We start from the raw sequence: 25,777 nt of genomic DNA, 5'->3' as shown, positions 1-25,777 counted from the left end.
GCCCGCGCCTCAGGGGTCGAGCCGTGCGTCCTCCTCGAGGACCTGCGTCGACGCGGGGTGGAGCAGGCCCGCGACCACGACGAGCGCCGCGGCGGCGAGACCGATCGCGATGAGGGTCGTCGGCTGGTCGCGGAAGTTCCACGCCAGCCCGAGCTGGATCAGCTGCGCCATCACGACGGGCCCGCGCGCCCAGCGGCGCACCTTCCACAGCGACCACGCGCACCAGGCCAGCCCGGCGGCCGCCACGAGGAAGAAGGCGGAGGTCGTCAGCCCCATGGTGAGCCGGATGGACCTGAGGTTGGCCAGCTCGAGGACGCCGAGCGCGACCAGCACGAACGCCTCCAGTGCGACGAGCGAGGCAGCCACCACGAGTGGGGGCGGCGGGGTAGTGTCGGGGGCAGGGGGATGAGCCTGAGGCGTAACGGGCACTGGACAACAGTAGTTGTGACGGACGCGACCAGCGATTGGGGTTGTGTGAACGTTCAAGTCTTGCCAGTCTGGTCGCTGCCCACCTCGGTGATCGCATCGTCGTGCGCCCGGGCTCAGCTGAATGTCCGACAACAGCACTTGCCTGTGACTTAGAAAGAGGGATTCCCCCACTCATGGATTGGCGCAGTCGCTCTGCATGCCTCGACGAGGACCCTGAGCTGTTCTTCCCGATCGGCAACACCGGGCCGGCGATCCTCCAGATCGAGGAGGCCAAGCAGGTGTGCCGGCGCTGCGAGGTGCGCGAGCAGTGCCTCGCCTGGGCCCTCGAGGCCGGGCAGGACCACGGCGTGTGGGGTGGCCTCAGCGAGGACGAGCGTCGCGCGCTGAAGCGCCGCAACGCCCGCGCGCGCATCCGGACCGCCTGACACGAACGCCTGACACGAGCGCCTGCCCCGCGTCTGGCCCACGGGCCCGACGGCCATCAGTCGACGGGCAGGTCCGCCTGCACCCGGGTCCCACGGGTCCCCGGACCGATCTCGAGGACACCTCCGAGCTCGGACTCCACCAGCGTGCGCACGATCGACAGCCCCAGCTGGGTGGACCCGTCGAGGTCGAAGTCGTCGGGCAGGCCCCGTCCGTCGTCCTCCACGATGACGTGCAGGCGTCCCACGATCCGGCGCGCGGTGACCACGACGCGTCCGTCGGCGGTGGTGGGCACGCCGGCGTAGCCGTGCTCGACGGCGTTCTGGAGAAGCTCGGTGAGCACCATGGCGAGCGGTGTCGCGGCCTCGGACGGGAGCTTGCCGAACGAGCCCTCGCGGACGACGCGCACGGGGACCTCCACGCCGCTGACGTCGACGACCATCGCGCCGAGCCGGTCGGCGATCTCGTCGAAGTCGACCGTCTCCTCGACCGCGTGGCTCAGCGTCTCGTGCACGATCGCGATGGAGCCGACCCGGCGTACGGCCTCCTCGAGCGCCGCCTTGGCGTCCTCGGCGCGCGTGCGACGGGCCTGCAGCCGGAGCAGCGCGGCGACGGTCTGGAGGTTGTTCTTCACCCGGTGGTGGATCTCGCGGATCGTCACGTCCTTGGTCACCAGCTCGCGGTCGCGGCTGCGGAGCTCGGTGACGTCGCGCACCAGCAGCAGCGCACCGTTGCGCTCCCCCTCGGGGCGGAGCGGGATGCTGCGCACGATCAGGGTGACCTCGTCGGTGCCGACCTCCGTGGCGCGGCCGTCGCGACCGCCGAGCACGGCGCTGAGCGTCTCCTCGTCGAGGCGCTTGCGGGCCGGCACCAGGTCGCGGGTGAGGTCGGTGAGGACGAGGCCGGCGAGGTCGCCCTGCAGGCCGAGGCGCCGATAGGCGGAGAGCCCGTTGGGGCTCGCGTAGACCACCCGGCCGGCCGGGTCGAGGCGGACGAAGCCGTCGCCGACGCGCGGCGAGTCCGCGTGGTCGCTGCGCTGCCCCGGCAGCGGGAAGTGGCCGCCGGCGATCATCCGGGTCAGCTCGGCGGCGGTCTGGAGATAGCTGAGCTCGAGCCGGCTCGGGGTGCGCACGCCCAGGAGGTTGGTGTTGCGCGCGATCGTGGCGATCACGCGGCCGGCACGGCGTACGGGGATGACCTCGACCCGTACGGGCACGTCGTCGCGCCACTCGGGGTCGCCCTCGCGCACCAGCCGGCCGGTGGTGTAGGCCTCGTCGAGCATCCGCCGCCGGCCGGTCGGGATGAAGGTGCCGAGGACGTCGTCCACGAGGGCGGTGGGTCCGGTGGTGGGCCGCATCTGGCCACCGGCCCAGTAGCCCCTGCCCTCCCGGTCGGGCAGCCACAGGACCAGGTCGGCGAACGACAGGTCGGCGAGGATCTGCCAGTCCGCCATGAGCAGCTGGAGCCAGGCGACGTCGTCCTCGACGAGGTCGGTGTGGGCTCGGACGAGCTCGTGGAGGGACGGCACGCTGCCAGCCTAGGGCGTGCCGTGGACCGGGCTGGGCGGTGACGGAGGCGGCTGGCAGGATGGGCGCCATGTCGATCGGGTACTGGGACCAGGTGCAAGCAGCCGGGTTCGAGGTCCCGTCGGACCGGCCGCTGGACGACCTCACCGCCGAGCTCACCACGATGCTCGGCTCGACGCGTCCCGAGGTCCGCGACGGCACCGCCTATCCGGCCCTCGCGACCTGGATCGACAACGGCGTCTACGACGACCTGCTGGTCGGCCTCGGTGACGGCATGGTCGCCGGGCTGTCGGTCGGGCTGGGCGAGTCGGGCACCGACACGGTGTTCCGCCGCAGCTTCAGCGCGCTGATCGTCGCCGAGTGCCTCGAGCGCGACAACTCCCAGCACCTGCTCCCCGGCGGCAAGGTGATGGAGTGGGGCGACCGGCTCGCGACGTGGTTCCTCACCGAGCGCGACACCCGCGGCTTCGTGCCGGGCAAGGGGTGGGCCCACGCGGTCGCCCACGGCGCCGACGCCCTGGGCGCCCTCGGCGAGTCCCCCCACCTGGCCGGCGCCGAGCACGCCGTACTCCTCGACATCCTGGCCGAGCGCCTCGTCCAGCAGCCCGCGGACGAGCCGCTGGGGGCCGGTGAGCCCGACCGCATCGCGGCGGCAGCCATGGTCATCCTGCGGCGCAACACGCTGGGCGTCGACGCGCTCGAGCCCTGGGTGCACCGCATCGGGGCCGCCGGCAACCCCTTCGGCGGACCCGTCGACCACGACCCGTTCGCCCCGACCGCAGCGCCCCAGGCCTTCCTCCGGGCGCTCTTCGTGCACCTCTCGCTCGCGCCCGACCCGCCGACGGTGCGACCCGACCTGCTGCTCGTCGTGATCGAGGCCCTCCGGATGACCAACGCTCCCTACCTGCGAGTAGCCACCCGCTAGCCTGCGGGCATGAGCGAGACCACACGCGAGATCACAGGGCACAGCGGCGAGCTGGCCGTCCACGTCGCCCGTGCCCACGGCGTCGAGACGATGTTCACCCTCTCGGGTGCCCACGTGTTCCCGATGTACGACGGAGCGGTGCGGACGCAGGCCGAGGGCCAGGGCCCGCAGGTGCGACTGCTGGACGTACGCCACGAGCAGACCGCCGCCTTCGCCGCCGAGGCCACCGGCAAGCTCACCCGCGTCCCCGGACTGGCCGTCCTCACCGCCGGTCCCGGAGTCACCAACGGCATCAGCGCGATCGCGCAGGCACAGTTCGCCGGCTCGCCCATGGTGGTCGTCGGCGGCCGCGCCCCGCAGAACCGGTGGGGCACCGGCTCGCTCCAGGAGCTCGACCAGCCGCCGATCATCGCGCCGGTCGCCAAGGCGGCGAGGACCCTCATGACCGCCGGTGACGTCGCCGCCGGGATGGACGAGGCGTTCACGCTGGCGCGCTCGAGCCACCGCGGGCCGGTGTTCGTCGACGTGCCGATGGACGAGTTCTTCAACTCCTCGACCGGCGCGGTCGGGTCGGGCGAGGGCACCCGCATCGAGCCGGACCCCGACGCGATCGCCTCCGTCGCCCGCCTGCTCGCCCGGGCCGAGCGCCCCGTGCTCATCCTCGGCACCGACGTGTGGGCCGACCACGCCGAGGTCGCCGCGCTGCGGTTCGTCGAGGACCTCGGTATCCCCACCCTCACCAACGGCATGGGTCGCGGCGTGATCCCCGGCGGGCACCGCTCGCTGGTGACCAAGGCCCGCGGCGCCGCGCTGTCGGGCGCCGACCTGGTCGTGGTCGTCGGCACGCCCCTGGACTTCCGCCTCGGCTACGGCTCCTTCGGCGGACCGGACAAGAACCCGAACGGTGAGTTCGCGAAGGTCGTCCACATCGCCGACTCCCCCGGCCAGGTCTCCTCGCACGCCGAGCTGGCCGGGTCCGTGGCAGGCGACCTCACGACTGTCCTCGACGGCCTGCAGGCCGCGATCGAGCGTGGCGACAAGCCAGACTGGCGGGCGTGGTCCGACCAGCTGGCCGACCAGGTGAGGGCCGCCGCCGCGCGTGACGCCGAGCTGCTCACCGCGGAGGCCGACCCGATCCACCCCGCCCGCATCTACGGCGAGCTGGTCCCCCGCCTCGCCGACGACTCCGTCGTCATCGGCGACGGCGGCGACTTCGTGTCCTTCGCCGGCAAGTACGTCGAGCCCCAGCGCCCCGGGGGGTGGCTCGACCCCGGCCCGTACGGCTGCCTCGGCGCAGGTCTCGGCGCCGCCATCGCCGCGCGGATCGCCCGGCCGAGCGCGCAGGTCACCCTGCTGCTCGGCGACGGGGCCGCCGGCTTCTCGCTGATGGACGTCGACACCCTCGTGCGCCACGACCTGCCGGTCGTCATGGTGATGGGCAACAACTCCGCGTGGGGCCTGGAGAAGGGCCCGATGCAGATGCTCTACGGCTACGACGTCGTCGCCGACCTCGGCCAGCGCACGCCGTACGACGACGTGGTGAAGGCGCTCGGCGGCGCCGGCGAGACCGTGAGCGACCCGAAGCAGATCGGGCCGGCGCTGGACCGGGCGTACGCCGCCGGGGTTCCCTACCTCGTCAACGTCATCACCGACGTCGAGGCGGCCTACCCACGCAGCACGTTCGGCATCTGAGGCTGGTCAGGTGACCGGGGTGGAGGTACGCCGCATCCGGCCCGGCGAGCTCGAGCGCGCGGGCGAGGTGTGCGTGGCTGCCTACGACCCCCTGCTGCGCGGCGCCGAGGACGACTACCGCGAACGGTTGCGCGACGTCGCCACGCGTGACGCGCAGGCCGAAGTGTGGGTGGCGGTCGTCGACGACGACGGCCACGACCGGGTCGTCGGGGTGGTGACGTACTGCCCGCCCGGGTCGCCGTGGCGCGAGATCGGTCGCGACGACGAGGGCGAGTTCCGGATGCTCGCGGTCGACCCGAGCGCGCAGGGCACCGGTGTCGGCACCGCGCTCGCGCGGCTGTGCGAGGAGCAGGCGCGCGCACACGGCGCCTCGGGGATGGCGCTGTCGTCGCTGGCGGCGATGACCGCCGCGCACCGGGTGTACGCCCGGCTCGGCTACGAGCGCGACCCGGACCGTGACTGGTCGCCCATCGCCGGCGTGGACCTGCTCGCCTTCCGCAAGGACCTCTGAGGCGCCTCTCTCAGCAGCTGCGCACGGTGGCGGGGTCGTCGACGTCGTCGAAGCAGACGACGGCGCCGGGCAGCGCGGCCATCTCGGACCGGGACACCATCCGCCAGAACCAGAGCCGCCAGCCGTCGCCCTCGCCGGCGACCGCCGTGACCAGGGTCCCGTCGTCCGTCAGCCAGGTGCGGTGGGCCGCGTCGTCGCGCAGCGCGACCTCGCCGACCGGCGCGAGCACCCGGAGCTGTTCGCCGGCGGCGTGGACGACCCGCAGGTAGTCCGGGTCCGAGGCGGACGTGACGACGACGGCCGGGCCGTCGTTGAAGACGGAGACCGGCTGGGTCGTCAGGACGCGGGGATCTGCGACCTCGAGCCCGAGCTCGACCGTACGACGGCCGACCAGCTCGACCACGAGGCTCGGGTCTGCGAACGCCTGGAGACGTACGGTGAACGGGAGGCCCCCGTCCACGGTGGCCCTGTCTCCCACGCCGATGGACTCCGCGGCGACCGCCGCGACGGGCGGCAGGTCGTCCGTCGCGCCCTCCTCGCACGGCCTACGTGAGTCGTCCACGACGTCGTGGCGCAGGCACCCCGCGTCGACCGGCTCGAGCAGGCCGGCCTCCGTGAGCCGCCAACGCCAGGCGTCGAGCACGGTCACCAGTGGCTTCACGATCGTCATGCCGCCGGTGGCGTAGGCGTTGACCGACCGGCTCGACCACAGGGTGCCGTCCTCGACCCAGTACTCGTGCTGGCGGACCATCTCGTAGTACGGGCTGTCCGTGCCGGGCTCGGGGACGTCGCCGCGGACCAGCAGCTCCGGCTCGTCGACGACGGCCTGGACCAGCAGTCCGTCCCGGAGGTCGAAGACGAGCGGGTAGCCGCCGTTGGCGTAGTCGTCGTAGTAGAGGACCAGCTCCTGGTCGCCGTCGCTGTCGGCGTCGACGGGCTCGAGCGCGCTGACGATCGTGGTGCCGACGTCGGTGACCCCGTAGGCGTCCTCGCCCGACGCACTGAGTGTCGTCTGCATCCTCACGCGGCCGTCCAGCCTCTTGCTCGGCTCACCGAGGAAGTCGACCTTCTCCTTCGTGCCGTCGCCATCGAGGTCGAGACGCGCCGGGGTCGAGTACTCGTGGGCCTCCCAGTCCCGGCCGACGTCGGCGGGCAGCTGCAGCTCGACCCGCTCGTCCGGCTTCGGGGCGACGTCGTCGGAGCGCTGGTCGCGGCCGAGGCCCTGGACGACCACGCCCAGGACCAGCAGCACGACCGCCGCGGTGGCGAGCAGGACCCACGGCGACTGCCAGCGCGGACGCAGCGCGGCCACGGGCGTGAGCGGGGCGAGGTCCTCGGGCTGGACCAGGTCGGCCCGGGCGGTCAGCGCGGCACGCAGCCGCTGCTCCATGTCGGGGATCGTGTCGTGGGCGCTCATCGCTCCTCCTTCCCCGAGCTCACGGGTGTGGTGGAGGCGGCCTGCATGGCCTTCTCCAACGCCACCAGGCCCCGGCTGGCGGTCGACTTCACGGTGCCCTGGCTGATCCCGAGCGTCACCGCGATCTCGGCCTCGGACAGGTTCGACCAGTAGCGCAGCACCAGGACCTCACGCTGCCGCGGGGCGAGCCGGTGCAGCGCCACGATGACCTCCCGGTGCTCCTCCGCCAGCACCGCGCTGTCCTCGGGCGAGGGCGGGGACAGGTCGTGCGGTGGGGCGTACGCGCGGGCCGTACGCCGCCGACGCAGCGCGGACCGGGCGGTGTTGACGACCGAGACCCGCAGGTAGGCCAGCGCCTTCGACGGGTCCCGGACCGCGTCGGGACGGCGCGCCAGCGCAGCGAAGGCGTCCTGGACGACGTCCTCGGCCGAGGCGAAGTCGTCGACCAGGAGGACCGCGAGCCGCACCAGCGACAGCCGGTGGGCAGCGTAGAGCTCGGTGATGTCCACGGCAGGCTCCATCGCCACCCCCGACCCTGCGGTCCTCACGCCCATGTCTGGTAGACGTGTGTCAGCTCCTCAGGTTGCCCCACTCCCCCGACGATTCCCGACATTTCCCGGAAGGCCCGCCCATGCCGCAGCTCGAGCCCGCCACGCTGACCTTCACGGTGACCGACGACGACACGGCCGCGGCCGTCGGCAGCGGCTCGCTGCCCGTGCTCGGCACGCCGCGCCTGCTCGCCTGGCTGGAGGCCGCGACGTGCGCCTGCCTCGAGCCCGTGCTCCCCGAGGGCTCGACCAGCGTCGGGACCCGCGTGCAGGTCGAGCACCTCGCCGCCAGCGCGATCGGCGCCGAGGTGGAGGTGAGTGCGTCCAGCGCGTACGAGGACGGCCGTCTCCACCGGTTCACCGTCAGCGCGCGCGACACCGCGAGCGGCAAGGTGCTCGCCGCCGGCGAGATCACCCGGGTGGTCGTCGACGCGGAGCGGTTCATGTCGCGGGTGTGAGGCGCGGGCGCCGGATGTGGCGCGCACCATCAGCGGCAGCCCCGGATGCGCGCGTGCCACCATGCTCGAGTGCGCGTGGTGGTGGTCGGAGCAGGGGTCAGCGGCCTCAGCTGCGCCAGCTTGCTGCTTCGCGCCGGCCACGACGTCACCGTCGTCAGCGGCGATCCTCTCCACCGCACCACCTCCTACCTTGCCGCGGCAGTCTGGTTCCCCACAGCGGCCGGCCCCGCAGACGCCGTCGCACGCTGGGGCGCGACGACGTACGACATCCTGGCGACTGAGGCAGAGACGCGTGTGCCCGGTGTGGTCATGCGCGAGTCACTGGTGCTCTACAGGGAGACGCCCGACAGATCGCACCCCATGCCCGTCTGGGCAAGGGCAGTCGGCGAGGTGCGCGAGGCGGACCGCGACGAGCTGCCTCCCGGCTACGCACGGGGCCTTCGATTCGCCGTCCCCCTGGTGGAGATGCCGGAGTACCTGCCGTACCTGCACGAGCAGGTGCTGGCAGCAGGCGCCACCCAGGTCGTACGTCGGATCAGGCGGCTCGACGACGTGATCGACCTCGGCGCGGACGTCATCGTGAACGCGGCCGGGATGGGCGCGGGTGCGCTCGTGGCCGACGACACCGTCTACCCGGTCCGAGGACAGATCGTCAGGGTCACCAACCCCGGGCTGACCTTGTCCGTACGCGACGAGAACCACCCCGGTGGTCGCGCCTACGTGCATCCACGGTCCACGGACTGCATCCTCGGCGGCACGCTGGAGGAGGGCAGCTGGAACACCCAACCGGACCACGCGGAAACCTCGGCGATCCTCGAACGGTGCACCGACATCGTGCCCGGGCTCTGCGATGCCGACGTCATCGAGAGCGTCGCCGGACTACGGCCAGGGCGGCCGGAGGTCCGGGTGGAGCTGGACGATGGCCTGCTGGAGGTCCCGGTCGTGCACAACTACGGACACGGCGGGTCGGGGATCACCATCGGATGGGGCTGCGCCCAGGACGTGGTCGCGTTGGTGGCGGAGGCTGCTCGGCGCTAGGTCGTGGATCCGGGACCGAGCGCGCCCAGGCGCCCCATCCTCCCGCGCGCAGCCGCTAGATCCACCTGAGGGCTGCGAACGTGCTCTGAGCGAAGTGGCCGACGGCCGAGTCAGTGAGTTCACTACGTGCGAACCAACGCATCTGGTCGACCTCGTCCCCGTCAGGCGATGTTTCGGCACCGGGAGCCAGCCTCGCGCTGTAGACGATGCTGACGTAGGCGCACTGGTCGCCGTTGGGGTAGGTGAGGCGGAACTCCGGGCCGCCCAAGGCGCCGACCAACCCGGTGATCTCGACATCGGCGCCGATCTCCTCGCGCGCCTCGCGACGCGCGGCGTCCTCCGGTGCCTCGTCCTCGTCCACGGCGCCGCCGATGGTGCCGTACGACCCGAAGTCAGTCTGACGAACAAGCAGGACGCGGCCATCGTCGTCGATGGGCAAGACAGCGACTGAGGGCAACAGGAGCAGGTCGTTCCCGACCTTGGAGCGAAGACGCGCGATGTGCAGAGCAGCAGGCATGACCGCAAACCTATTGGTGCAGAGCATCGCGTTGGACTCACCCCCTCGCATCTGTCCCCATGAACGTGCGGACATCGGCATGAGCGCGCACTCGTTGCGGCATGAGCGGACGGACCAGGGGCATCATCGTGTCCATGAGCCGCGCCAGCCGGCGGTGGTCACGAACCGCACGACTCAGAAACCCCATCCGTCCGGCGTGCGGCCACGACTGGGGCGGGCACCGTGCGCCGCCAACAGGACATACTCAGTGAGGAGGGCGCCTCCAGCGCCAACCTGGGACCTGCGCGTGCCGCTGGCCCGATCACCGGTGGTGTCGGGCGTGCGGGGCGGTCAGGGTCTGGACCGTGGCTCTGGTCCTGGTCTCGGTCCTGGTCTCGGTCGGGGGCGGGGTGGGTCGGTGAGGATGCGCCTGCCGGAGGGCAGGGTCCACTCGTACGCGCCGTCGGGTCGGCGGTGGTAGGTGAAGGCGCCGAACGTCTTGGCGCGGTGGTGTCGGCGGCACAGGGGCGCGAGGTTGGCCGGGTGCGTCTGGCCGGGTGGCCCGCCCTCGTCGAGGGGGACGTACTCGACGATGTGGTCGAGGTCGGCCCGCCCGGAGGGACGGGTGCAGCCGGGGAACACGCAGGTGGCGTCCCGGAGCCGGACTGCGGCGGCCATCGGCGCGGGCGGGTCGTGCTGGTCGACCGCGGGCATCGGGCTCGTTGCCGGGTCGAGGTCGAGGACGGGCTGGATGGTCACTGTGCCGGCGGTGAGCAGCCACGTCTGGAGCCGGCCCAGCAGCATCGGGCCGAGCTCGTCACTGCGCGCCACCCCACAGGCATCAACGGTCTGGGAGTCAATGCCGTGGGCGAGGAGGTCGCGGTCGGTGAGGTGCAGCACCAGCCGCACCTCACCCGACCGACCCGCCCGGCCTGACATCTTCGAGGGGGTGTCGGTGGTGGGTCGGCGGAACGGGTCCGGGGTCGCGTAGGCGGCTTCGTCGGCCACGCACACGCTCTCGTCGCGGTCGGGGTCGACGTCACGGTCGGGGTCCGCGACATCCGCGGCGGCCAGGATGTCGAGCGCCCGCTGCGGGTCCGCGAGCAGCCCCACCGCGTGGGCGCGGCGGACGCCGAGGTCGCCGGGGTGACCCAGGGCTCGCATGGTGGTCGACATGGTCGACACGGTGTGGTCGAACGCGACCGCATCAGCCACGTCGAGGCTCATGAACACCTCGCTCACCCCCGGTGCACCCTGCTCGTGGCGCACCTCCACCCGCCGAGACTCCAGCGCGTGGTCGTGGTCGGCGATCGCCCGGTCCGGGTCCGCGTACAGGCGGGCCTCGTGGACCAGGACCCCGATGCGGTGCGGGTTCAACCGACGCGGCTGCCACACCAGCAGCCGGTCCGCGTGACCGGCCGCGACCAGGTCGAGGTCGCGCGAGACCCGCGCCGCCTCCCGCCCCAGCCGCACCGGCACGACCAGCGACCGCACCAGCGTCCACAGCCGTGGCAGGCGGTGGGCCAGGTCGAGCACGTCACCCAGCAGCGCCAGCGTGGCCTCGTGGGACTGCTCCAACACCCCCGACAGCTCGACCACCGCGAACTCCGCGACCAGCGGGGCACCCTCGCCCGCGATCGGCAGGGGACGCTCCCCGAACAACGCCGCCGCCGACCCCGGCGCGTGGATCGTCTCCGAACGCCACCCCGCCGCCACCTCCTCGTCGGACACGACGTGCGCGTGCGCCCACGCCAGCGCGGACTCCAGCACCTCGACCTCCACGCGACGCTTCGCCGTCATCGCCGCCACCGCACGATCCAGCACCGCACGATCCAGCACCGCACGATCCAGCACGGGGCTGGTGGCGGGGGCCGGAGCGGTGGTGGACATGGGTCCAGTCTCCCAGAGCCCACCGACACCCCGACCTGCGAGAACGGGGCTGTGGAGAAGTATTCTCGAACAGACCTACGTACCCGATGATCGTCGGCTGCTCGACCACCGAAGCGCGAGGCCCCCGGACATGCAAAAGTCCCCGCCGGGGCGGGGACTTCTACGAGATGACGTCGCGGGTGCGCGTCAGGCGTTGGGGCGCTTGCCGTGGTTCGCGCCCTTCTTCTTGCGAGCGCGGCGCTTGCGTCCGGTCTTGCCCATGGTGGTCCTCCTGGAGTCGGTGCTCGGAGCAGTGTCTCAAATCCGCCCGGGAGCGGCGAATCGGGTCGCGTCGCGGCTCAGGAGCCGCCCTCGGTGATCTGGACGGTCACCTCGCGCAGCTGGAGGCGTACGCGGTCGCGCAGCGACTCCGGCGCCGACTCCGAGCAGGACCGGGCGACGAGCTGCTTGACGGCCTTCTGCAGGTCGTGGCGCTCGAGGCAGGGGCCGCACTCGCGCAGGTGCATCTCGACAACGGCGCAGTCGGCCTGGTCGAGCTCGTTGTCGATGAAGTAGACGATGCGCTCGATGTAGTCGACGCAGTCGTCGTTCCCGTGCTCGTGGCTGCTCACGACGTCTCCCCCTCGGCGCCAGGGACGGTGGATGCGGGAAGGAGGTCGTTGGCCCGGACGTAGTCGGCGAGCATGTCGCGGAGCTGGCGGCGCCCGCGGTGCAGGCGCGACATCACGGTGCCGATCGGCGTGTCCATGATCTCGGCGATCTCCTTGTAGGGGAAACCCTCCACGTCGGCGAGGTAGACCGCGAGGCGGAACTCCTCGGGCAGGCGCTGGAGCGCGTCCTTGACCTCCGAGTCGGGAAGGTGCTCGAGCGCCTCCATCTCCGCCGACCGGAGGCCGGTCGAGGAGTGCGACTCCGCGCGGGCGAGCTGCCAGTCCTCGACGTCCTCGGACATCGACTGCTGCGGCTGGCGCTGCTTCTTGCGGTAGGAGTTGATGTAGGTGTTGGTGAGGATCCGGTAGAGCCAGGCCTTGAGGTTGGTGCCCGGCTTGAACTGGTGGAAGGCGCTGTAGGCCTTCGCGAAGGTCTCCTGCACCAGGTCCTCGGCGTCGGCGGGGTTGCGGGTCATCCGCATCGCCGCGCCGTAGAGCTGGTCGAGGTAGGGCAGCGCGTCGCGCTCGAAGCGCGCGGAGCGCTGGTCCGAGGTCTCGTCCTCGACGGAGATCTCGGTGGGCGTGGACATCTCGTCCCTGAGCGATTCGGTCATCGCCTCCCACAGTACCGCCGTGGGTCTATCGAGGGTCAGTGCAGTCACACCGGTCCCAACACCTCACCCCCGCCGGGGATTCCCGACGACCTCGCGCACCAGCCACTCCAGCGTCGACTCGACGACGATGCCCATCGCCTCGGCCTGGGTGACCTCGCCCCGCGCCGGGACCTTGAGGCCGTGGTCGCCGCCCGGGATCACCACGACGTCGAGCCCGTCCTGGTCGCCCGGGAACTCCTCGGGGCGCCCCATCGGATCGCGCTCGCCCTGCACGAGCAGGGTCGGCAGGCCGACCGCCTTCAGCTCGTCCAGACGCGAGGGCTCGGTCCGGCCGGGCTGGTGCAGCGGGAACGACAGCGCCAGGCAGCCCGTCGCGCCGAGCGCCCGGGCCGTACGGGCAGCAGAGCGGGCCCCCGCGGAGCGCCCGCCGACGACAAGGGGGGTGCGTACGCGCATCACGTCGGCGGCACAGCGCAGCGCCGCGTCGAGGGTGGGCGGGGCGGTCGCGACCTTGCGGCCCGCCACCCGCCACGGCTGCTCGAACAGGACGACGGAGACACCCTGTGCCGGCAGCGCGTCGGCCAGGGCCCACAGGTCGCGGGACTCCACGCCCCCTCCGGCGCCGTGGCTGAGCAGGAGGGTCGCGATCGGGCTCGTCGAGCGGCGGGTGTGCAGCCGGCCCTCGCCGTAGGGGGTGTCGACGGAGCGGATCGTCGCCTTCTTCACGGGGTGCCCTCCTCGTGGGGCTCGAGGGGCAGTGGCTCGAGGGGCAGTGGCTCGACGAGCTCGGGACCGTTGTTGCGGACGTTGCTCACCAGCATCGGCACGGCGTACGCCTCGAGCCGGCCGGGCGCGGCGGGCACCAGGAGCGAGGTGTCGCCCGGCGTGGTCGGGTCGAGCCACGCGTGCCAGCGCTCGCGCTCGACCATCAGCGGCATCCGGTCGTGGATGTGGCCGAGCGAGTCCTCGGCCTGGGTGGTCAGCACGGTGCAGGTCCAGCGGAAGCGGTCGGGGTCGTCCTCGGCCTTCGACGGGTCGCGCCAGATCTCGTAGAGCCCCGCCATCGCAAGCACTCCCCCGTCCTTGGGCCGGATGAAGAACGGCTGCTTGACCGGCTTGCCCTTCGCGTTGGTCCTCGAGGTGGGGTACCACTCGAAGTAGCCGTCGGCGGGCAGCAGCGCGCGTCGGGTCGCGAACGCCTTGCGGTAGGCCGGCTTCTCCGCGACGGTCTCCATCCGCGCGTTGATCATCCGGTTGCCGATGGACGGGTCCTTGGCCCACGACGGGACCAGCCCCCACGTGAGGACCCGCAGCTGGCGCTGCGGCGGCTCGTCGGACTCCCGCGAGGGTGGCCGCTCGACGACGGCGTAGACCTCCTTGGTCGGCGCCACGTTGTAGTCGGCGGCCAGCGGCGCGGCGATGCGGCTCTCGACGACCTCGAACTCCTCGACGAGATCCTCCGAGCTCCGGGACGACGCGTAGCGACCACACACAGGAGCCACCCTAGGGGAGCCGGGCGACAGGTCGGCTCAGCCGCGAGCGAGCTCGTCGAGCACCATGCCCGCGACCGCGTCGGTGCCGGGCAGTCCCTCGATCCAGACGCGGACGACCACGTCGGGCTCGGCGCCCCCGAGGAGCGTGCGCAGCACCTGCACCCGCCGCCCCAGCCGATCGTCGCGCCGGGTCAGGATGCCCACCCGGTGCAGGCCGAGGCGGGCGACGGTCTCGTCCCGGGCGAACGCCGTGCGGGCGAGCTCGCCGGCGCGGGCCAGTCGCATCGCCCGGGTGAAGTGGTCCCCCGGCTCCTCGGAGGGGTCGCTCGGCGGCATCGCGAACACGACCAGCGCATAGTCGTCGACGCCCCCGGGCACGCCGGCACCGCCGAGCCGGTAGATCTCGCCCAGCCGGCTGCGCAGGTGCGCCTGGCTGGACAACCCGGTGAGCGGGTCCTCGCAGCTGAGCTGGTGGAGGTAGCCGAGCGTGGTCTCGCTCCACGCAGTGAGCATCGCGGACACAACGTCGTACGTCGGGTCGGCGCCGGTGGCGGTGCGGCACGTGTCACGCAGGCCGGCGAGGGCCTCCTCGACGGACGCTCCGTCGCGGGCGAGCTCCTCGCCCGCGACGGAGCATGCCCCCATGACGTCCGATCCTGAGATGAGCGCCTCCCCGACAGCGTGGAACCGGTGCGGCAACCCCGACCGCTCGACGGTGTGCTGCGGCTCGCTCATCCCAGGATCGGCATCCGTGAGTCGACGCCCGCGTGTGGCGAAGATCTTCACGGCAGCCCCCCTCTTCTCAGTCATGCTCCACAGGTGTGACGGCCCACACCCCGGTGCATGACGCGGACCAGACCAGGAAATCCGGATTCTTTGCTTCCCGGCCCGTTGCCGCGCGCTGCGGGCTACAGTCAAGACGCCTGGCAACAGCGCCAGGAGAGGTTCCTGGGGAGCGTCGGACCATGAGCGTGGCCACCAGCGTCGAGGCACCGAGCGACGCCGAGCTGATCTCGGCGGTGCGCGGCGGGGACATCGACGCCTACGGCACGCTCTTCGAGCGTCACGTCGAGGCCGCCCGCAGGCTCGCCCGGCAGCTCGTCCCCGCGGGTGACGCGGAGGACCTCGTCTCGGAGGCCTTCGTCAAGGTCCTCGGCGTGCTGCAGCGCGGTGGTGGTCCGGACCTCGCCTTCCGCGCCTACCTGCTCACCTCCGTACGCCGCCTGCAGGTCGACCGCTTCCGCGCCGGGGCCAAGCTGCACACCACGGACGACATGGAGGCCTTCGACCCCGGCGTCCCGTTCCGCGACACGGCCGTCGAGGGCTTCGAGAGCGCCGCAGCCGCGCGGGCGTTCGCCAGCCTCCCCGAGCGCTGGCAGCTGGTCCTGTGGCACACCGAGGTCGAGGGCGACAAGCCCGCCGACATCGCGCCGATGCTCGGGATGAGCGCCAACTCCGTCTCGGCGCTGGCGTACCGCGCCCGTGAGGGGCTGCGCCAGGCCTTCCTGACCCAGCACGTCGCCGAGCTCGAGGAGGACGACTGCCGCTGGACGCACGGTCAGCTCGGCGCGTACGTCCGCGAGGCCGTCTCGCGGCGCGACGCCACCAAGGTCGAGCACCACCTCGGCGAGTGCCGCTCCTGCATGGCGATCTACCTCGAGCTCACCGAGGTCAACTCCAACCTCGGCGCCCTCCTCGCTCCCCTGCTGCTCGGAGGCGTCGCGAGCGCCTACGTCGGCAGCGCGGCTGTCTCGGGCGGGGTGCCGGTGGGTGTCGGCCTGGTGCTCGGACGGGTCCGCGACCTCGTCGCCGGCAACGCCGCCACGGCCGCGGTGGCCGGCGTGGCCGTCAGCACCGTCGTCGTCGCCGGAGGCATCGCGCTCGGGATGCGCGGGCCGGACACGACGGCGTCGGTGACCGACAGGTCGCCCTTCTCCGCGGCGACCGACTCCTCGTCGGACGGCTCCTCGACGACCGACGGACCCGGCTCGACGTCCTCCGGCCGGGAGCGCAGCACCCCACCCGCCGTCGTGCTGCCGCCGGGCGACACGGACCCGACCCCGGGCTCCACCTCGACCTCGGACCAGACCCAGGCGTCGGACCCCACCGACGATCCCACCGGCGACCCCACCGACGACCCGACCGACGACCCGACCGACGACCCGACCGACGACCCGACCGACGACCCCACCGACGACCCGACCCAGACGCCCACGCAGACGCCCACGCAGACCCCGACCCAGACCCCGACCCAGACCCCGACACCCACGCCCACCCCGACACCCACGCCGACACCCACCCCGACACCCACCCCGACCCCCACCCCGACCCCGGTGCCGCCCGACGCCTCGGTGACCGGCAGCGTCGGCGGCGCGCGACCGACGTACGACGTGGTGGTCCGCGTGGCCGGCCTCGCCACCGGAGTGACCGCGCAGGTGCGCATCGAGGCCGCCGGCGACAGCGTCGTCGTCCGCAGCGGCGACGCCCGCTGCACCGTGGTCAGGACGGTCGCCACGTGCCAGGTCGCCGCGGACACCACGGTGGCCGTCGAGGTCGTGGCCCCGCAGGGCGGCAACGTCACCGCGACCCTCTCCCCGTCCGGCAGCGACGCCGACGCGGGCAACAACACCTGGCGCGCCGTCCTGGGCTGACCGGCAAGGGGCGAGCTCCTGACGCACCCCTGCGGACGGAGCGTGCCTCCCGCGCATCGTGTAGACAGGGGCGCATGACGATCACCCGGTTGCTCGCCCGTCCGATGCTGGCCACGATCTTCGTCGCCGGCGGCGTCAATGCCCTGCGCAACACCGAGGGCCACGCCGCCAAGGCCAAGAAGGTGACCGACCGGTTCGTCCCTGCCGCCCAGCAGGCCGTGCCGAAGGCCCCCATCCCGACCGACCCCGCCACGCTCGTCCGGATCAACGCGGGCGCGCAGATCCTCGCCGCCGCGGCCCTCGCCACCGGCCGCGCCCCGCGCCTCAGCGCGACCGTGCTGGCGGCGTCGTTGGTGCCCACGACACTGGCCGGCCACGCGTTCTGGGACGAGGCCGACGCCGACGCGAAGGCCGCGCAGAAGCTCCAGTTCTTCAAGAACACCTCGATCATGGGCGGCCTCCTCCTCGCCGCCGTCGACACCGAGGGCCGCCCCGGCCTGGCGTGGCGCGCCCGCCGCGCGGCCGCCGACGTACGACGCGAGGCACGGCAGGTCGCCAAGGACGCACGCCGCGAGGCGAAGTTGGCCAGGGCCCAGCTCACCTGACCTCGATAGGGTGCGCGGGTGAGTGACCTCTGGCCGGCCCCACGCCCCCACGACCCCGTCGACCGGCGGGTGTCGCTGCCCGGGAGCAAGTCGCTGACCAACCGTGCGCTCGTGCTCGCCGCGATCGCCGACGGTCCCAGCGTCGTACGCCGCCCGCTGCGCTCGCGCGACACGCTGCTCATGGCCGCCGCGCTGACGTCGCTGGGCACCGGGGTCGAGGACACGGAGGACGGCGACTGGGTCGTCACCCCCGGCCCCTGGGACCGTGACGCCGACGTCGACTGCGGCCTCGCCGGCACCGTGATGCGCTTCGTGCCGCCCGTGGTCGGCCTCGCCCGCGGGATCGTGCGGTTCGACGGCGACCCCCACATGCGGCTGCGGCCCGTCGGCCCCATGCTGGCCGCCCTCGGTGCCCTCGGCGTACGCATCGACGACGGCGGACGCGGCGCCCTGCCCTTCGCCGTGCACGGCTCCGGGACGGTCCCCGGCGGCACCGTCACCATCGACGCCAGCGCCTCCTCGCAGTTCGTCTCGGCACTGCTGCTCGCGGGCGCGCGCTACGAGCACGGGGTCGACGTGCGCCACGTGGGCAAGCCGGTGCCGTCGCTCCCCCACATCGAGATGACCGTCCAGATGCTGCGCCAGCACGGCGTGGAGGTCGACGACGCCGACGCCAACCGGTGGGCCGTCGCACCCGGCGCGGTGAAGGCCCTCGACCACGACATCGAGCCCGACCTGTCCAACGCCGCGCCCTTCCTCGCGCTCGGCGCCGCGACCGGCGGCCGGGTCACCGTGACCGACTGGCCCTCGTCGACCACCCAGCCCGGCGACGAGCTGCGCGAGATCCTCACGTTGATGGGGTGCGAGGTGAGCCTGACGGAGGGCGACCTCACCGTCGTCGGTCCCGAGCGCCTCCACGGAGTCGACCTCGACCTGCACGACGTCGGCGAGCTGACCCCGGCGGTCGCCGCGCTCTGTGCGCTGGCCGACTCCCCCTCCCACCTGCGCGGGGTGGCGCACATCCGCGGGCACGAGACCGACCGGATCACCGCGCTCGCCACCGAGCTCGGCAGGCTCGGCGCCGACGTCACCGAGCGCGAGGACGGGCTGTCGATCCGGCCCGCGACCCTGCGTGGCGGAACCTTCCGCACCTACGCCGACCACCGGATGGCACACGCCGGGGTCATCCTCGGCCTGGCCGTCGACGACGTGCTCGTCGAGGACATCGCGACGACGTCGAAGACGTTCCCCGACTTCGCCGGTGCCTGGAGTCGCGCGGTGCAGGGAGCGTCTGCGTGACGACGGGTCGCTACTCCGAGCACGACCACGAGCACTACGAGCGACCCCGCCGCCGGACCCGGCCCCGCACCAAGGACCGTCCGACCTACGACGACGCGGTCGAGGGCCGGGTGATGACCGTGGACCGCGGTCGCTTCACCCTCCTCGTCGACGGGCGCCGGGTGATGGCGATGAAGTCGCGGCCCCTGGGTCGCAAGGGCGTCGTCACGGGCGACCACGTGCGCGTGGTCGGCGACACGAGCGGTGCCGACGGATCACTGGCCCGCATCGTGGAGGTGGTCCCGCGCAGCACGACCCTGCGCCGCACCGCCGACGACGACGACCCGGTCGAGCGGGTGATCGTGTCCAACGCCGACCAGCTGGTCGTGGTCACCGCGCTGGCCGACCCCGAGCCCCGCCCGCGGCTGATCGACCGCGCGCTGGTGGCGGCGTACGACGCCGGCATGTCGCCGCTGCTGTGCCTCACCAAGGCCGACCTGGCCGATCCCGAGGTGCTGCTCTCGACCTACCGGTCGCTGGGCGTCCCGTGGGTGGTCACCCAGCTCAAGGGCGAGGGCGCCGGCGACCTGACCGAGCTGAAGGACCGGCTGCGCGGCCGGACGAGCGTGCTCGTGGGCCACAGCGGCGTCGGCAAGTCCACCCTCGTCAACGCCCTGATCCCCGACGCGCACCGCGAGGTCGGCATCGTCAACGCCGTCACCGGGCGTGGGCGCCACACCTCCACGAGCGCGTACCTCCTCGAGCTGCCAGGCGACGACGGACGGGGCGACGGCTGGATCATCGACACCCCCGGCATCCGCTCGTTCGGGCTCGCGCACGTGCAGCCGGAGAACCTGATCGAGGCGTTCCCCGACCTCGACGAGATGACCGAGACCTGCCCGCGCGGGTGCACCCATGGCACCGACGAGCCGGAGTGCGGCCTCGACGAGGCGGTCGAGGCCGGAGAGGCCGACGCCGACCGGGTGGAGTCGTTCCGCCGGCTGCTCGCGGCGCGCGAGGCCTCGAGCGACTGGTAGCAGCCGTGCTCGTCAGCCCCAGACGGCCCGGGCCCCGGAGTCGCCGGCGAGGTAGACGGTGACCAGCAGCGCCACGGCGCCGGCGGCGAGCAGGAGCGCCACCGGGATGCCGAGCCGGGTCTCCCGCGCGCCCCGCCCGGAGGCCAGCGCGGACGCCCCGCCGAGCGCCCAGGCGGCGAGCCCGGAGAGCACGGCGTAGCCGAGCGCCACGTTGCGGAGCATCTCGCCCGCCTCCTGATGGTCCTCGACGATCGGCGCGAGCTCGGGACGCGACGCCAGCAGGTCCTCGCCCGCGGCGACGGCGCCGAGCGCGGTCACGGCCGTCACCACGGCGAGGACCACCAGCGGCCACCGCAGCAGCCAGCGCCACCGCGGCACGGCGGCGTACACCAGGCCGGTCAGCGCGGCCAGCGGCCCGAGGACCACGACCGCGTGCACGATGAGCGGGTGGAGCGGCACACCGTTGAGTTCCATGCGTGCACAGTAGGGCGCGATGCTGGGAATAGCCTGTGGACATGCCCATCACCGGCTCCAACGACCACACCGACGACCTGCGGCTGGCGCACGTCCTCGCCGACGACGCGGACTCCCTCACGCAGGCCCGCTTCAAGTCCCTCGACCTGCACGTCATGAGCAAGCCCGACCTGACCCCGGTCACCGACGCCGACAGGGCCGTCGAGGAGGGCATCCGCCGCACCCTCTCGCGGGTCCGCTCGCGTGACGCCGTGGTCGGCGAGGAGCAGGGCACCACGGGGCACAGCCAGCGCCGCTGGATCGTGGACCCGATCGACGGCACGAAGAACTACGTGCGCGGCGTGCCGGTGTGGGCCACGTTGATCGCCCTCGCCGTCGACGACGAGGTCGTCCTGGGCGTCGTGTCGGCCCCGCAGCTGCAGCGCCGGTGGTGGGCGTCGGTCGGCAACGGCGCCTGGACCGGCCGCTCCCTGCTCAAGGCGACGAAGTGCGAGGTGTCGGACGTACGCCGGCTCGAGGACGCGTCGCTGAGCTACTCCTCGCTGTCGGGCTGGGACGAGCGCGGCCGCCTCGACGACTTCGTGTCGCTGTCGCGGCGCTGCTGGCGGACCCGCGCCTATGGCGACTTCTGGTCCTACATGCTCCTCGCCGAGGGCGCGGTGGACATCGCGGCCGAGCCCGAGCTCGAGCTCTACGACATGGCGGCGCTCGACGTCATCGTGCGCGAGGCGGGCGGCAGGTTCACCTCCCTCGACGGCACCGACGGACCGTGGGGCGGCAACGCGCTGGCGTCCAACGGACACCTCCACGAGGCCGCGCTGTCCTTCCTCGGCGCGCTCGACGACGACGACACCGACCCGGACGTGCCGCGGCGCGGACCTGGCTCGGTCAGCAACCTGCGCGAGCGCCAGGCACCTCCGGTCCTCGACTGACCTTCGACCCTGTCCCTCACGCCGCGGCTTGGCTACGGTGAGCCTCCAGTCTTTTCCGTGCGCGACGAGAGGCGGAGGCCATGAGGATCAAGGACGTCATCCGGGGCAAGGGCAGCCAGGAGGTCGTGACCATCGACCCCGAGGCCACCGTGCGCGAGCTCGTGGCCCTGCTGGCCGAGCACAACGTCGGCGCGCTGGTGGTGAGCGAGGACGGCGAGCGGGTCACCGGGATCGTGAGCGAGCGCGACGTCGTACGCCGGCTGCATGCCGACACGGGTGTCCTCGACAGCCCCGTGCGCTCGATCATGACCGCCGACGTGCGCACCTGCGCGGGCGACGACGCGCTGACCGACCTCATGCAGACGATGACCGAGCACCGCATCCGGCACGTGCCGGTGGTGGCCGACGGACGGCTGACCGGCATCATCTCCATCGGTGACGTGGTCAAGAACCGGATCGGCGAGCTCGAGTTCGAGCGCGACCAGCTCGACCACTACGTGCACCAGACCTGACAGCAACTGATCGGAGCACCGAAGTGACTGACAAGCCTGACGTCGACCCCCACATGGGCGAGGCCCCCACCGACCTGGAGGTCACCGACCTCGTCGAGGGCGAGGGCACCGAGGCCACGTCCGGCTCGACGGTGTCGGTCCACTACGTCGGCGTCGCCCACTCCACGGGCGAGGAGTTCGACGCGTCCTACAACCGCGGCACGCCGCTGCAGTTCCGCCTCGGCATCGGCCAGGTCATCTCCGGCTGGGACACCGGCGTGCAGGGCATGAAGGTCGGCGGCCGTCGCCGCCTCGTCATCCCGCCGCACCTCGGCTACGGCGACCGCGGGGCCGGCGGCGTGATCAAGCCGGGCGAGACGCTGATCTTCGTGGTGGACCTGCTCGAGGTCCGCTGACCCCCCACTGCACGGACGCCTAGCCCTGGGCGTCGTGGACCAGGATCGCGACCTGCACCCGGTTCTCGACGCCCAGCTTGGCGAAGAGCCGTCCGACGTGCGTCTTGACCGTCGGCACGCCCATGTAGAGCTCGGCGGCGATGTCGGCGTTGCTCAGCCCGCGGGCGACCCCGTCCGCGACGTCGCGCTCCCGCTCGGTGAGCGTGGTGAGGGCGGCGCGGGCCGCCGCCACCCGGCTCTCGACGTCGTACGCCCCGGCGGTCGCGTCGGTGCGGGTGACGGCGGCGATCAGCTGGGCCGTGACGCTGGGCGACAGCATCGGCTCCCCCGCCGCCACCGCCCGGATCGCCTGGACGAGCCGCGCCGGCGGGGTGTCCTTGAGCAGGAAGCCCGCCGCACCGGTCCGCAGCGCGCGCAGCACCATGTCGTCGGTGTCGAAGGTCGTCAGGACGATGACCTTGAGGTCCGGGTCGGCGGCCAGCAGCGCCTCGGTCGCGCTGAGGCCGTCGCGCACCGGCATCCGGATGTCCATCAGCACGACGTCCACGCCGGCGGCGGGCACGACGCGCAGTGCCTCCTCGCCGTCGCCGGCCTCGGCGACGACCGTGATGCCCGAGTCGCCGCCGAGCATCATGCCGAGCGCCGCCCGCACCATCGGGTCGTCGTCGACGACTGCCAGCCGTACGGGCACGTCGCTGCTGCCTGGCGTCACGAGTCCCACGGTATCCACGCCCGGACGACGTACCCGCCGGTGGGATCTCCGCCGTGGCTGATCCGGCCGCCTGCGAGGGCGGCCCGCTCCGCGAGGCCGAGCAGCCCGAGCCCCGAGGCGGGCAGCGCCGGCGTGGGGCGCGGCCCGACCGGGGCGGCGTTGCGCACCCCGATCACGAGCCCGTCGTCGGGGGTGCCGGCGAGGTCCACGGTGACGGCCGTGCCGGGGGCGTGCTTGCGCACGTTGGTCAGTGCCTCCTGGACGATCCTGTAGGCCGTGCGGCCCGTGGCCGTCGGCACGTCGCCCTCGACGCGGCTCGACAGCCGTACGCGCATCCCGCCGGCGGCCTCCTCGGCGACCAGGCCCGCGACGTCGTCGATCCCCGGCTGGGGCCGCTCGGGAGCGGCGTCGACGGGCTGGAGCGGGTCGCGCAGCACCCCGAGCACGGCGCGCAGGTCCGACAGGGCGCGGTGCGCGTTCTCCTCGATCGACTTCGCGGCGCTCGCCTGCTCCTGCGCGGTCAGGTCGGTGCGGTAGCCGAGCGCGCCTGCGTGCATCGCGACGAGCGAGATCCGGTGGGCCAGCACGTCGTGCATCTCCCGCGCGATCCGGGTCCGCTCGGCGGCCTGGGCCTGGGCCACGCGTGCCAGCTGCTCGCGCTCGGCGGTGAGGGCGCGCTCACGGTAGGAGTCGACCAGCTGGCGCTGGGAGCCCATCGCGTAGCCGGTGGCGACCAGGATCCCCGTGACGAGCGCGCCGAAGGCCAGCGAGACCCACAGCGGCAGGGTGTCCTCGGAGATCCCCACCCGCTCCTGCACGACGCCGGACAGGACACCCAGTGGTCCCACCACCGCCAGCAGCCGCCAGCGTCGGCGCGACGCGAGCGAGCCGATCACCCACGAGGCCGGACCGGCGCTGGACGCGGAGACGCAGCCGAAGGCGTTCAGGGCGATCGCCACGAGCGCCGGGTGCCGGTGCCGCCACCGCACGAGGACGAACGACAGCAGGCCCAGCAGGGGGTCGCCGTAGAGGAACCACATGAGCGCGGCGTCGGGCGTCCGCTCCGTCGCGCCGATGAGCGGCGCTCCCCACACGAAGGCGCTGATGGCCACCGCCAGTGAGTAGCGCCAGGCCGTTGCGAGCCGGCCCGTCCTCGCGCGCGTCTCGGGCATGGACCAGAGACTAGGGGCCCGGAGGGGCACGTCGCGTCCGACCAAGGTGTCGCCCGCGTGCCGGAGATCGATACCGCGGTCGGACCCCGCGAAGCCCTGCGCCCGATGCGGGCGACCCCTCCCCACGCAGAGGGTGGAGCCATGATCACAGTCGAGAACCTCACCAAGCGCTACGGCGGGTTCACCGCCGTGGACGACATCTCGTTCCAGGTGCGTCCGGGAAGCGTGGTCGGCTTCCTGGGACCCAACGGTGCCGGCAAGTCCACCGCGATGCGGATGATGACCGGGCTCACGCCCCCCACCTCCGGCCGGGCCACGATCCTCGGCCAGACCTACCGCGAGCTCCACAACCCCGGCCGCCACGTGGGCGTCATGCTCGACGCCTCGGCCCAGCACCCCGGCCGCACCGGCCGCGAGGTGCTGCGCGTGGCGGCGGTGTCCGTCGGCGTCGGCAAGGCCCGCGTCGAGGAGGTGCTCACGCTCGTCGGCCTGACCGACGAGGAGGCCGGACGCCGGGTGCGCAACTACTCCCTCGGCATGCGCCAGCGCCTCGGCATCGCCGCCGCCCTGCTCGGCGAGCCGCAGGTGCTGGTCCTCGACGAGCCCGCCAACGGTCTCGACCCGCAGGGCATCCACTGGATGCGCGGGCTGCTGCGGCGCTTCGCCGACGGCGGCGGCACCGTGCTGCTCTCCAGCCACCTGCTCCACGAGGTGCAGATCGTCGCCGACGACCTCGTCATGATCGGTCGCGGCCGGATCGTCGCGATGGGCAGCAAGGACGAGCTGCTCGCTCGCGGCGGCACGACCGTCCAGTCCACCGACGACGCCCGCCTCGCCCACCTCCTGGAGGCCGCCGACGTGCCGGTCTCCCGCACCGGCTCGGGGCTCGTCGTCGACGCCGAGGCCCGCGTGGTCGGCGAGATCGCCGCCCGCGAGTCCGTCGTCCTCCTCGAGCTGCGCTCCGGCGGCTCGGAGGGCCTCGAAGAGATGTTCCTCGGCCTCACGGCCGCCACGTCCCGCGAAGGAGACGCCGCATGAGCACCGAGACGAGCACCGGCACCACCCTGTCCCCGGCCCCCGCTGTCGGAGGAGGCACCACCGACGCACCCACCGCCACCGCCCTGGCCGGGCGGCCGGGAGTGCCGTTCGGCCGTACGTTCCAGGCCGAGCTGCGCAAGATGGTCGACACCCGCGCCGGTCGCTGGATGGTCATCGTGATGGCCGCCGTCGCCGTCCTCGTCCTGGCCGGCTTCGTGATCTGGGGTCCTGCGGAGGACGCGTCGTTCCGCGGCCTGCTCGAGCTCGCCACGCTGCCCCTGGCGATGCTGCTGCCGATCATCGGCATCATGGCCGCGACGGCCGAGTGGTCGCAGCGCACCGGGCTGGTCACCTTCGTGCTCGAGCCCCGCCGCGGGCGTGTCGTGCTGGCCAAGGCACTGGCCGCCCTCGTCCTCGCCGTCGTCGTGCTGGTTGCCGCGGTGGTCGCGTCGGCCGTGGCGAACCTCGTCGGCGGCACCGGCGAGTGGGACGTCACCGCCGCGATCGGCGGCGGCCTCCTCCTGGCCCTGCTGATCTACGTCCTGCAGGGCGTGGCCTTCGGACTGCTGTTCCTCAACACTCCGGTCGCGATCGTCTCGGTGCTCGTCCTGCCGACCATCTGGTCGATCGCCACCATGGCCGTCTCGTCCCTCGAAGAGGCCGGCAGGTGGCTCAACCTCGACCTGGTGACCCAGCCGCTCTTCGCGGGCGACATGGCCGGTCGGGACTGGGCGCAGCTCGCCACGGCGAGCGCGGTCTGGGTGCTGCTGCCGCTGACGGTCGGGACCTACCGCGTCCTGCATCGTGAGGTGAAGTAGCCGGGGGGCGCTTCACCCCACCCCGTCGCCACCGAGTCACGGC

At 72.8% G+C, this 25,777-nt stretch carries 30 protein-coding genes; 15 read left to right on the top strand and 15 right to left on the bottom strand.

What is annotated here, in order from left to right; genetic code table 11:
- Positions 1–9: 9 nt before the first annotated feature.
- Positions 10–366: a hypothetical protein gene (locus EXE59_RS13380; protein ID WP_135839347.1), complete on the bottom strand. Its 357-nt coding sequence runs from the start codon at positions 364–366 to the stop codon at positions 10–12.
- A gap of 236 nt (positions 367–602) precedes the next feature.
- On the opposite strand from EXE59_RS13380, the gene EXE59_RS13375 reads away from it, so the two are divergent.
- Positions 603–854: a WhiB family transcriptional regulator gene (locus EXE59_RS13375; RefSeq protein WP_056601527.1), complete on the top strand. Its 252-nt coding sequence runs from the start codon at positions 603–605 to the stop codon at positions 852–854.
- 56 nt (positions 855–910) lie between these two features.
- On the opposite strand, the gene EXE59_RS13370 is transcribed toward EXE59_RS13375, so the two are convergent.
- Positions 911–2,380 (bottom strand): sensor histidine kinase, encoded by a 1,470-nt coding sequence (locus EXE59_RS13370; RefSeq protein ID WP_135839346.1) that lies wholly within the window; start codon positions 2,378–2,380, stop codon positions 911–913.
- Positions 2,381–2,448: 68 nt separating this feature from the next.
- Between EXE59_RS13370 and EXE59_RS13365 the strand changes: the two genes are divergently transcribed.
- Genes EXE59_RS13365 through EXE59_RS13355 form a run of 3 tightly spaced genes read left to right on the top strand, consistent with a single transcriptional unit; the run spans position 2,449 to position 5,506 of the window.
- Positions 2,449–3,303: a DUF2785 domain-containing protein gene (locus tag EXE59_RS13365; protein WP_135839345.1), complete on the top strand. Its 855-nt coding sequence runs from the start codon at positions 2,449–2,451 to the stop codon at positions 3,301–3,303.
- 9 nt (positions 3,304–3,312) lie between these two features.
- Positions 3,313–4,995 carry an acetolactate synthase gene (locus tag EXE59_RS13360; protein WP_135839344.1) on the top strand — a complete coding sequence of 561 codons (1,683 nt, stop codon included), beginning with the start codon at positions 3,313–3,315 and terminating at the stop codon, positions 4,993–4,995.
- Positions 4,996–5,005: 10 nt separating this feature from the next.
- Positions 5,006–5,506, top strand: a complete 501-nt coding sequence (locus EXE59_RS13355; RefSeq protein WP_210428991.1) for a GNAT family N-acetyltransferase — start codon at positions 5,006–5,008, stop codon at positions 5,504–5,506.
- Positions 5,507–5,516: 10 nt separating this feature from the next.
- Here the strand turns inward: EXE59_RS13355 and EXE59_RS13350 are convergent, their stop codons facing one another.
- Complete coding sequence (locus EXE59_RS13350; RefSeq protein ID WP_135839343.1) at positions 5,517–6,923, bottom strand: hypothetical protein; 1,407 nt, start codon at positions 6,921–6,923, stop codon at positions 5,517–5,519.
- Positions 6,920–7,432 (bottom strand): SigE family RNA polymerase sigma factor, encoded by a 513-nt coding sequence (locus EXE59_RS13345; protein WP_246056774.1) that lies wholly within the window; start codon positions 7,430–7,432, stop codon positions 6,920–6,922. The genes EXE59_RS13350 and EXE59_RS13345 overlap by 4 nt, the downstream gene beginning before the upstream one ends.
- Before the next feature lie 122 nt (positions 7,433–7,554).
- Between EXE59_RS13345 and EXE59_RS13340 the strand changes: the two genes are divergently transcribed.
- Together EXE59_RS13340 and EXE59_RS13335 are read left to right on the top strand one after the other, a co-directional pair.
- Positions 7,555–7,929, top strand: coding sequence for a thioesterase family protein (locus EXE59_RS13340; protein ID WP_135839341.1), 375 nt, complete (start codon positions 7,555–7,557; stop codon positions 7,927–7,929).
- Between the two features lie 69 nt (positions 7,930–7,998).
- A complete protein-coding gene (locus EXE59_RS13335) occupies positions 7,999–8,967 on the top strand; it encodes an FAD-dependent oxidoreductase (RefSeq protein ID WP_135839340.1) in 969 nt (322 codons plus the stop codon).
- A gap of 55 nt (positions 8,968–9,022) precedes the next feature.
- Here the strand turns inward: EXE59_RS13335 and EXE59_RS13330 are convergent, their stop codons facing one another.
- The 8 genes from EXE59_RS13330 to EXE59_RS13300 all read right to left on the bottom strand — a co-directional run bounded on the left by EXE59_RS13330 (position 9,023) and on the right by EXE59_RS13300 (position 14,845).
- Positions 9,023–9,484, bottom strand: a complete 462-nt coding sequence (locus EXE59_RS13330; RefSeq protein WP_281280341.1) for an NUDIX domain-containing protein — start codon at positions 9,482–9,484, stop codon at positions 9,023–9,025.
- Positions 9,485–9,814: 330 nt separating this feature from the next.
- Positions 9,815–11,353: an HNH endonuclease signature motif containing protein gene (locus EXE59_RS13325; RefSeq protein ID WP_135839338.1), complete on the bottom strand. Its 1,539-nt coding sequence runs from the start codon at positions 11,351–11,353 to the stop codon at positions 9,815–9,817.
- A 186-nt stretch (positions 11,354–11,539) separates the two neighbouring features.
- Positions 11,540–11,614, bottom strand: a complete 75-nt coding sequence (locus EXE59_RS25095; protein WP_369759046.1) for a 50S ribosomal protein bL37 — start codon at positions 11,612–11,614, stop codon at positions 11,540–11,542.
- A gap of 77 nt (positions 11,615–11,691) precedes the next feature.
- Positions 11,692–11,964: a mycothiol system anti-sigma-R factor gene (gene rsrA, locus EXE59_RS13320; protein ID WP_135839337.1), complete on the bottom strand. Its 273-nt coding sequence runs from the start codon at positions 11,962–11,964 to the stop codon at positions 11,692–11,694.
- On the bottom strand, positions 11,961–12,593 hold the full coding sequence (locus EXE59_RS13315) for a sigma-70 family RNA polymerase sigma factor (RefSeq protein WP_425464539.1): 633 nt from the start codon (positions 12,591–12,593) through the stop codon (positions 11,961–11,963). The genes rsrA and EXE59_RS13315 overlap by 4 nt, the downstream gene beginning before the upstream one ends.
- An 87-nt stretch (positions 12,594–12,680) precedes the next feature.
- Entirely contained in the window at positions 12,681–13,343 is a 663-nt protein-coding gene (locus EXE59_RS13310) for an alpha/beta hydrolase family protein (protein ID WP_135839335.1), read from the bottom strand.
- Complete coding sequence (locus EXE59_RS13305) at positions 13,340–14,110, bottom strand: SOS response-associated peptidase (RefSeq protein WP_135839334.1); 771 nt, start codon at positions 14,108–14,110, stop codon at positions 13,340–13,342. The genes EXE59_RS13310 and EXE59_RS13305 overlap by 4 nt, the downstream gene beginning before the upstream one ends.
- Positions 14,111–14,146: 36 nt before the next feature.
- Entirely contained in the window at positions 14,147–14,845 is a 699-nt protein-coding gene (locus tag EXE59_RS13300) for a hypothetical protein (protein WP_135839333.1), read from the bottom strand.
- A gap of 230 nt (positions 14,846–15,075) precedes the next feature.
- Between EXE59_RS13300 and EXE59_RS24845 the strand changes: the two genes are divergently transcribed.
- The 4 genes from EXE59_RS24845 to rsgA all read left to right on the top strand — a co-directional run bounded on the left by EXE59_RS24845 (position 15,076) and on the right by rsgA (position 19,681).
- Positions 15,076–16,761 carry a sigma-70 family RNA polymerase sigma factor gene (locus tag EXE59_RS24845; protein WP_135839332.1) on the top strand — a complete coding sequence of 562 codons (1,686 nt, stop codon included), beginning with the start codon at positions 15,076–15,078 and terminating at the stop codon, positions 16,759–16,761.
- Positions 16,762–16,835: 74 nt separating this feature from the next.
- Positions 16,836–17,366, top strand: a complete 531-nt coding sequence (locus EXE59_RS13290; protein ID WP_135839331.1) for a DoxX family membrane protein — start codon at positions 16,836–16,838, stop codon at positions 17,364–17,366.
- A gap of 18 nt (positions 17,367–17,384) precedes the next feature.
- Positions 17,385–18,665, top strand: coding sequence for a 3-phosphoshikimate 1-carboxyvinyltransferase (gene aroA, locus EXE59_RS24160; RefSeq protein ID WP_135839330.1), 1,281 nt, complete (start codon positions 17,385–17,387; stop codon positions 18,663–18,665).
- Entirely contained in the window at positions 18,662–19,681 is a 1,020-nt protein-coding gene (gene rsgA, locus EXE59_RS13280) for a ribosome small subunit-dependent GTPase A (RefSeq protein ID WP_135839329.1), read from the top strand. The genes aroA and rsgA overlap by 4 nt, the downstream gene beginning before the upstream one ends.
- Before the next feature lie 12 nt (positions 19,682–19,693).
- On the opposite strand, the gene EXE59_RS13275 is transcribed toward rsgA, so the two are convergent.
- The gene (locus EXE59_RS13275) at positions 19,694–20,155 is read right to left on the bottom strand and encodes a DUF2231 domain-containing protein (protein ID WP_135839328.1); all 462 of its coding nucleotides are present in this window, start codon (positions 20,153–20,155) and stop codon (positions 19,694–19,696) included.
- Positions 20,156–20,196: 41 nt separating this feature from the next.
- Here EXE59_RS13275 and EXE59_RS13270 point away from each other — a divergent pair, with 41 nt between their 5' ends.
- From EXE59_RS13270 to EXE59_RS13260, 3 genes are all read left to right on the top strand, one after another.
- Positions 20,197–21,087 carry an inositol monophosphatase family protein gene (locus EXE59_RS13270; protein ID WP_135839327.1) on the top strand — a complete coding sequence of 297 codons (891 nt, stop codon included), beginning with the start codon at positions 20,197–20,199 and terminating at the stop codon, positions 21,085–21,087.
- A gap of 80 nt (positions 21,088–21,167) precedes the next feature.
- Positions 21,168–21,599 (top strand): CBS domain-containing protein, encoded by a 432-nt coding sequence (locus EXE59_RS13265; RefSeq protein ID WP_135839326.1) that lies wholly within the window; start codon positions 21,168–21,170, stop codon positions 21,597–21,599.
- A gap of 53 nt (positions 21,600–21,652) precedes the next feature.
- A complete protein-coding gene (locus EXE59_RS13260; protein WP_135841292.1) occupies positions 21,653–21,994 on the top strand; it encodes an FKBP-type peptidyl-prolyl cis-trans isomerase in 342 nt (113 codons plus the stop codon).
- A 19-nt stretch (positions 21,995–22,013) separates the two neighbouring features.
- Here EXE59_RS13260 and EXE59_RS13255 read toward each other — a convergent pair whose 3' ends face one another.
- Entirely contained in the window at positions 22,014–22,706 is a 693-nt protein-coding gene (locus EXE59_RS13255) for a response regulator transcription factor (protein ID WP_281280313.1), read from the bottom strand.
- The gene (locus tag EXE59_RS13250; RefSeq protein WP_135839325.1) at positions 22,703–23,878 is read right to left on the bottom strand and encodes a sensor histidine kinase; all 1,176 of its coding nucleotides are present in this window, start codon (positions 23,876–23,878) and stop codon (positions 22,703–22,705) included. Before EXE59_RS13250 ends, EXE59_RS13255 begins: the two co-directional genes overlap by 4 nt.
- 141 nt (positions 23,879–24,019) lie before the next feature.
- Here EXE59_RS13250 and EXE59_RS13245 point away from each other — a divergent pair, with 141 nt between their 5' ends.
- Positions 24,020–24,916, top strand: a complete 897-nt coding sequence (locus EXE59_RS13245; protein ID WP_135839324.1) for an ABC transporter ATP-binding protein — start codon at positions 24,020–24,022, stop codon at positions 24,914–24,916.
- A complete protein-coding gene (locus EXE59_RS13240) occupies positions 24,913–25,734 on the top strand; it encodes an ABC transporter permease (protein ID WP_135839323.1) in 822 nt (273 codons plus the stop codon). The genes EXE59_RS13245 and EXE59_RS13240 overlap by 4 nt, the downstream gene beginning before the upstream one ends.
- The last annotated feature ends 43 nt before the right edge of the window (positions 25,735–25,777 follow it).

The organism is Nocardioides eburneiflavus (assembly GCF_004785795.1).
GTDB classification, from domain to species: Bacteria; Actinomycetota; Actinomycetes; order Propionibacteriales; family Nocardioidaceae; genus Nocardioides; species Nocardioides eburneiflavus.
This window is presented reverse-complemented; position numbering and strand designations above follow the sequence as displayed.

Excerpts from the sequence above, each read along its gene's own strand:
- EXE59_RS13365 (WP_135839345.1), top strand. The coding sequence starts at position 2,449 with ATGTCGATCGGGTACTGGGACCAGGTGCAAGCAGCCGGGTTCGAGGTC.
- EXE59_RS13245 (WP_135839324.1), top strand. The coding sequence starts at position 24,020 with ATGATCACAGTCGAGAACCTCACCAAGCGCTACGGCGGGTTCACCGCC.
- EXE59_RS13270 (WP_135839327.1), top strand. The coding sequence starts at position 20,197 with ATGCCCATCACCGGCTCCAACGACCACACCGACGACCTGCGGCTGGCG.
- EXE59_RS13260 (WP_135841292.1), top strand. The coding sequence starts at position 21,653 with ATGGGCGAGGCCCCCACCGACCTGGAGGTCACCGACCTCGTCGAGGGC.
- EXE59_RS13330 (WP_281280341.1), bottom strand. The coding sequence starts at position 9,484 with ATGCCTGCTGCTCTGCACATCGCGCGTCTTCGCTCCAAGGTCGGGAAC.
- EXE59_RS13240 (WP_135839323.1), top strand. The coding sequence starts at position 24,913 with ATGAGCACCGAGACGAGCACCGGCACCACCCTGTCCCCGGCCCCCGCT.
- EXE59_RS13275 (WP_135839328.1), bottom strand. The coding sequence starts at position 20,155 with ATGGAACTCAACGGTGTGCCGCTCCACCCGCTCATCGTGCACGCGGTC.
- EXE59_RS13375 (WP_056601527.1), top strand. The coding sequence starts at position 603 with ATGGATTGGCGCAGTCGCTCTGCATGCCTCGACGAGGACCCTGAGCTG.
- EXE59_RS13300 (WP_135839333.1), bottom strand. The coding sequence starts at position 14,845 with ATGAGCGAGCCGCAGCACACCGTCGAGCGGTCGGGGTTGCCGCACCGG.
- EXE59_RS13325 (WP_135839338.1), bottom strand. The coding sequence starts at position 11,353 with ATGTCCACCACCGCTCCGGCCCCCGCCACCAGCCCCGTGCTGGATCGT.
- EXE59_RS13350 (WP_135839343.1), bottom strand. The coding sequence starts at position 6,923 with ATGAGCGCCCACGACACGATCCCCGACATGGAGCAGCGGCTGCGTGCC.
- EXE59_RS13340 (WP_135839341.1), top strand. The coding sequence starts at position 7,555 with ATGCCGCAGCTCGAGCCCGCCACGCTGACCTTCACGGTGACCGACGAC.
- EXE59_RS13360 (WP_135839344.1), top strand. The coding sequence starts at position 3,313 with ATGAGCGAGACCACACGCGAGATCACAGGGCACAGCGGCGAGCTGGCC.
- EXE59_RS13265 (WP_135839326.1), top strand. The coding sequence starts at position 21,168 with ATGAGGATCAAGGACGTCATCCGGGGCAAGGGCAGCCAGGAGGTCGTG.
- EXE59_RS13290 (WP_135839331.1), top strand. The coding sequence starts at position 16,836 with ATGACGATCACCCGGTTGCTCGCCCGTCCGATGCTGGCCACGATCTTC.
- EXE59_RS13250 (WP_135839325.1), bottom strand. The coding sequence starts at position 23,878 with ATGCCCGAGACGCGCGCGAGGACGGGCCGGCTCGCAACGGCCTGGCGC.
- EXE59_RS24845 (WP_135839332.1), top strand. The coding sequence starts at position 15,076 with ATGAGCGTGGCCACCAGCGTCGAGGCACCGAGCGACGCCGAGCTGATC.
- EXE59_RS13315 (WP_425464539.1), bottom strand. The coding sequence starts at position 12,593 with ATGTCCACGCCCACCGAGATCTCCGTCGAGGACGAGACCTCGGACCAG.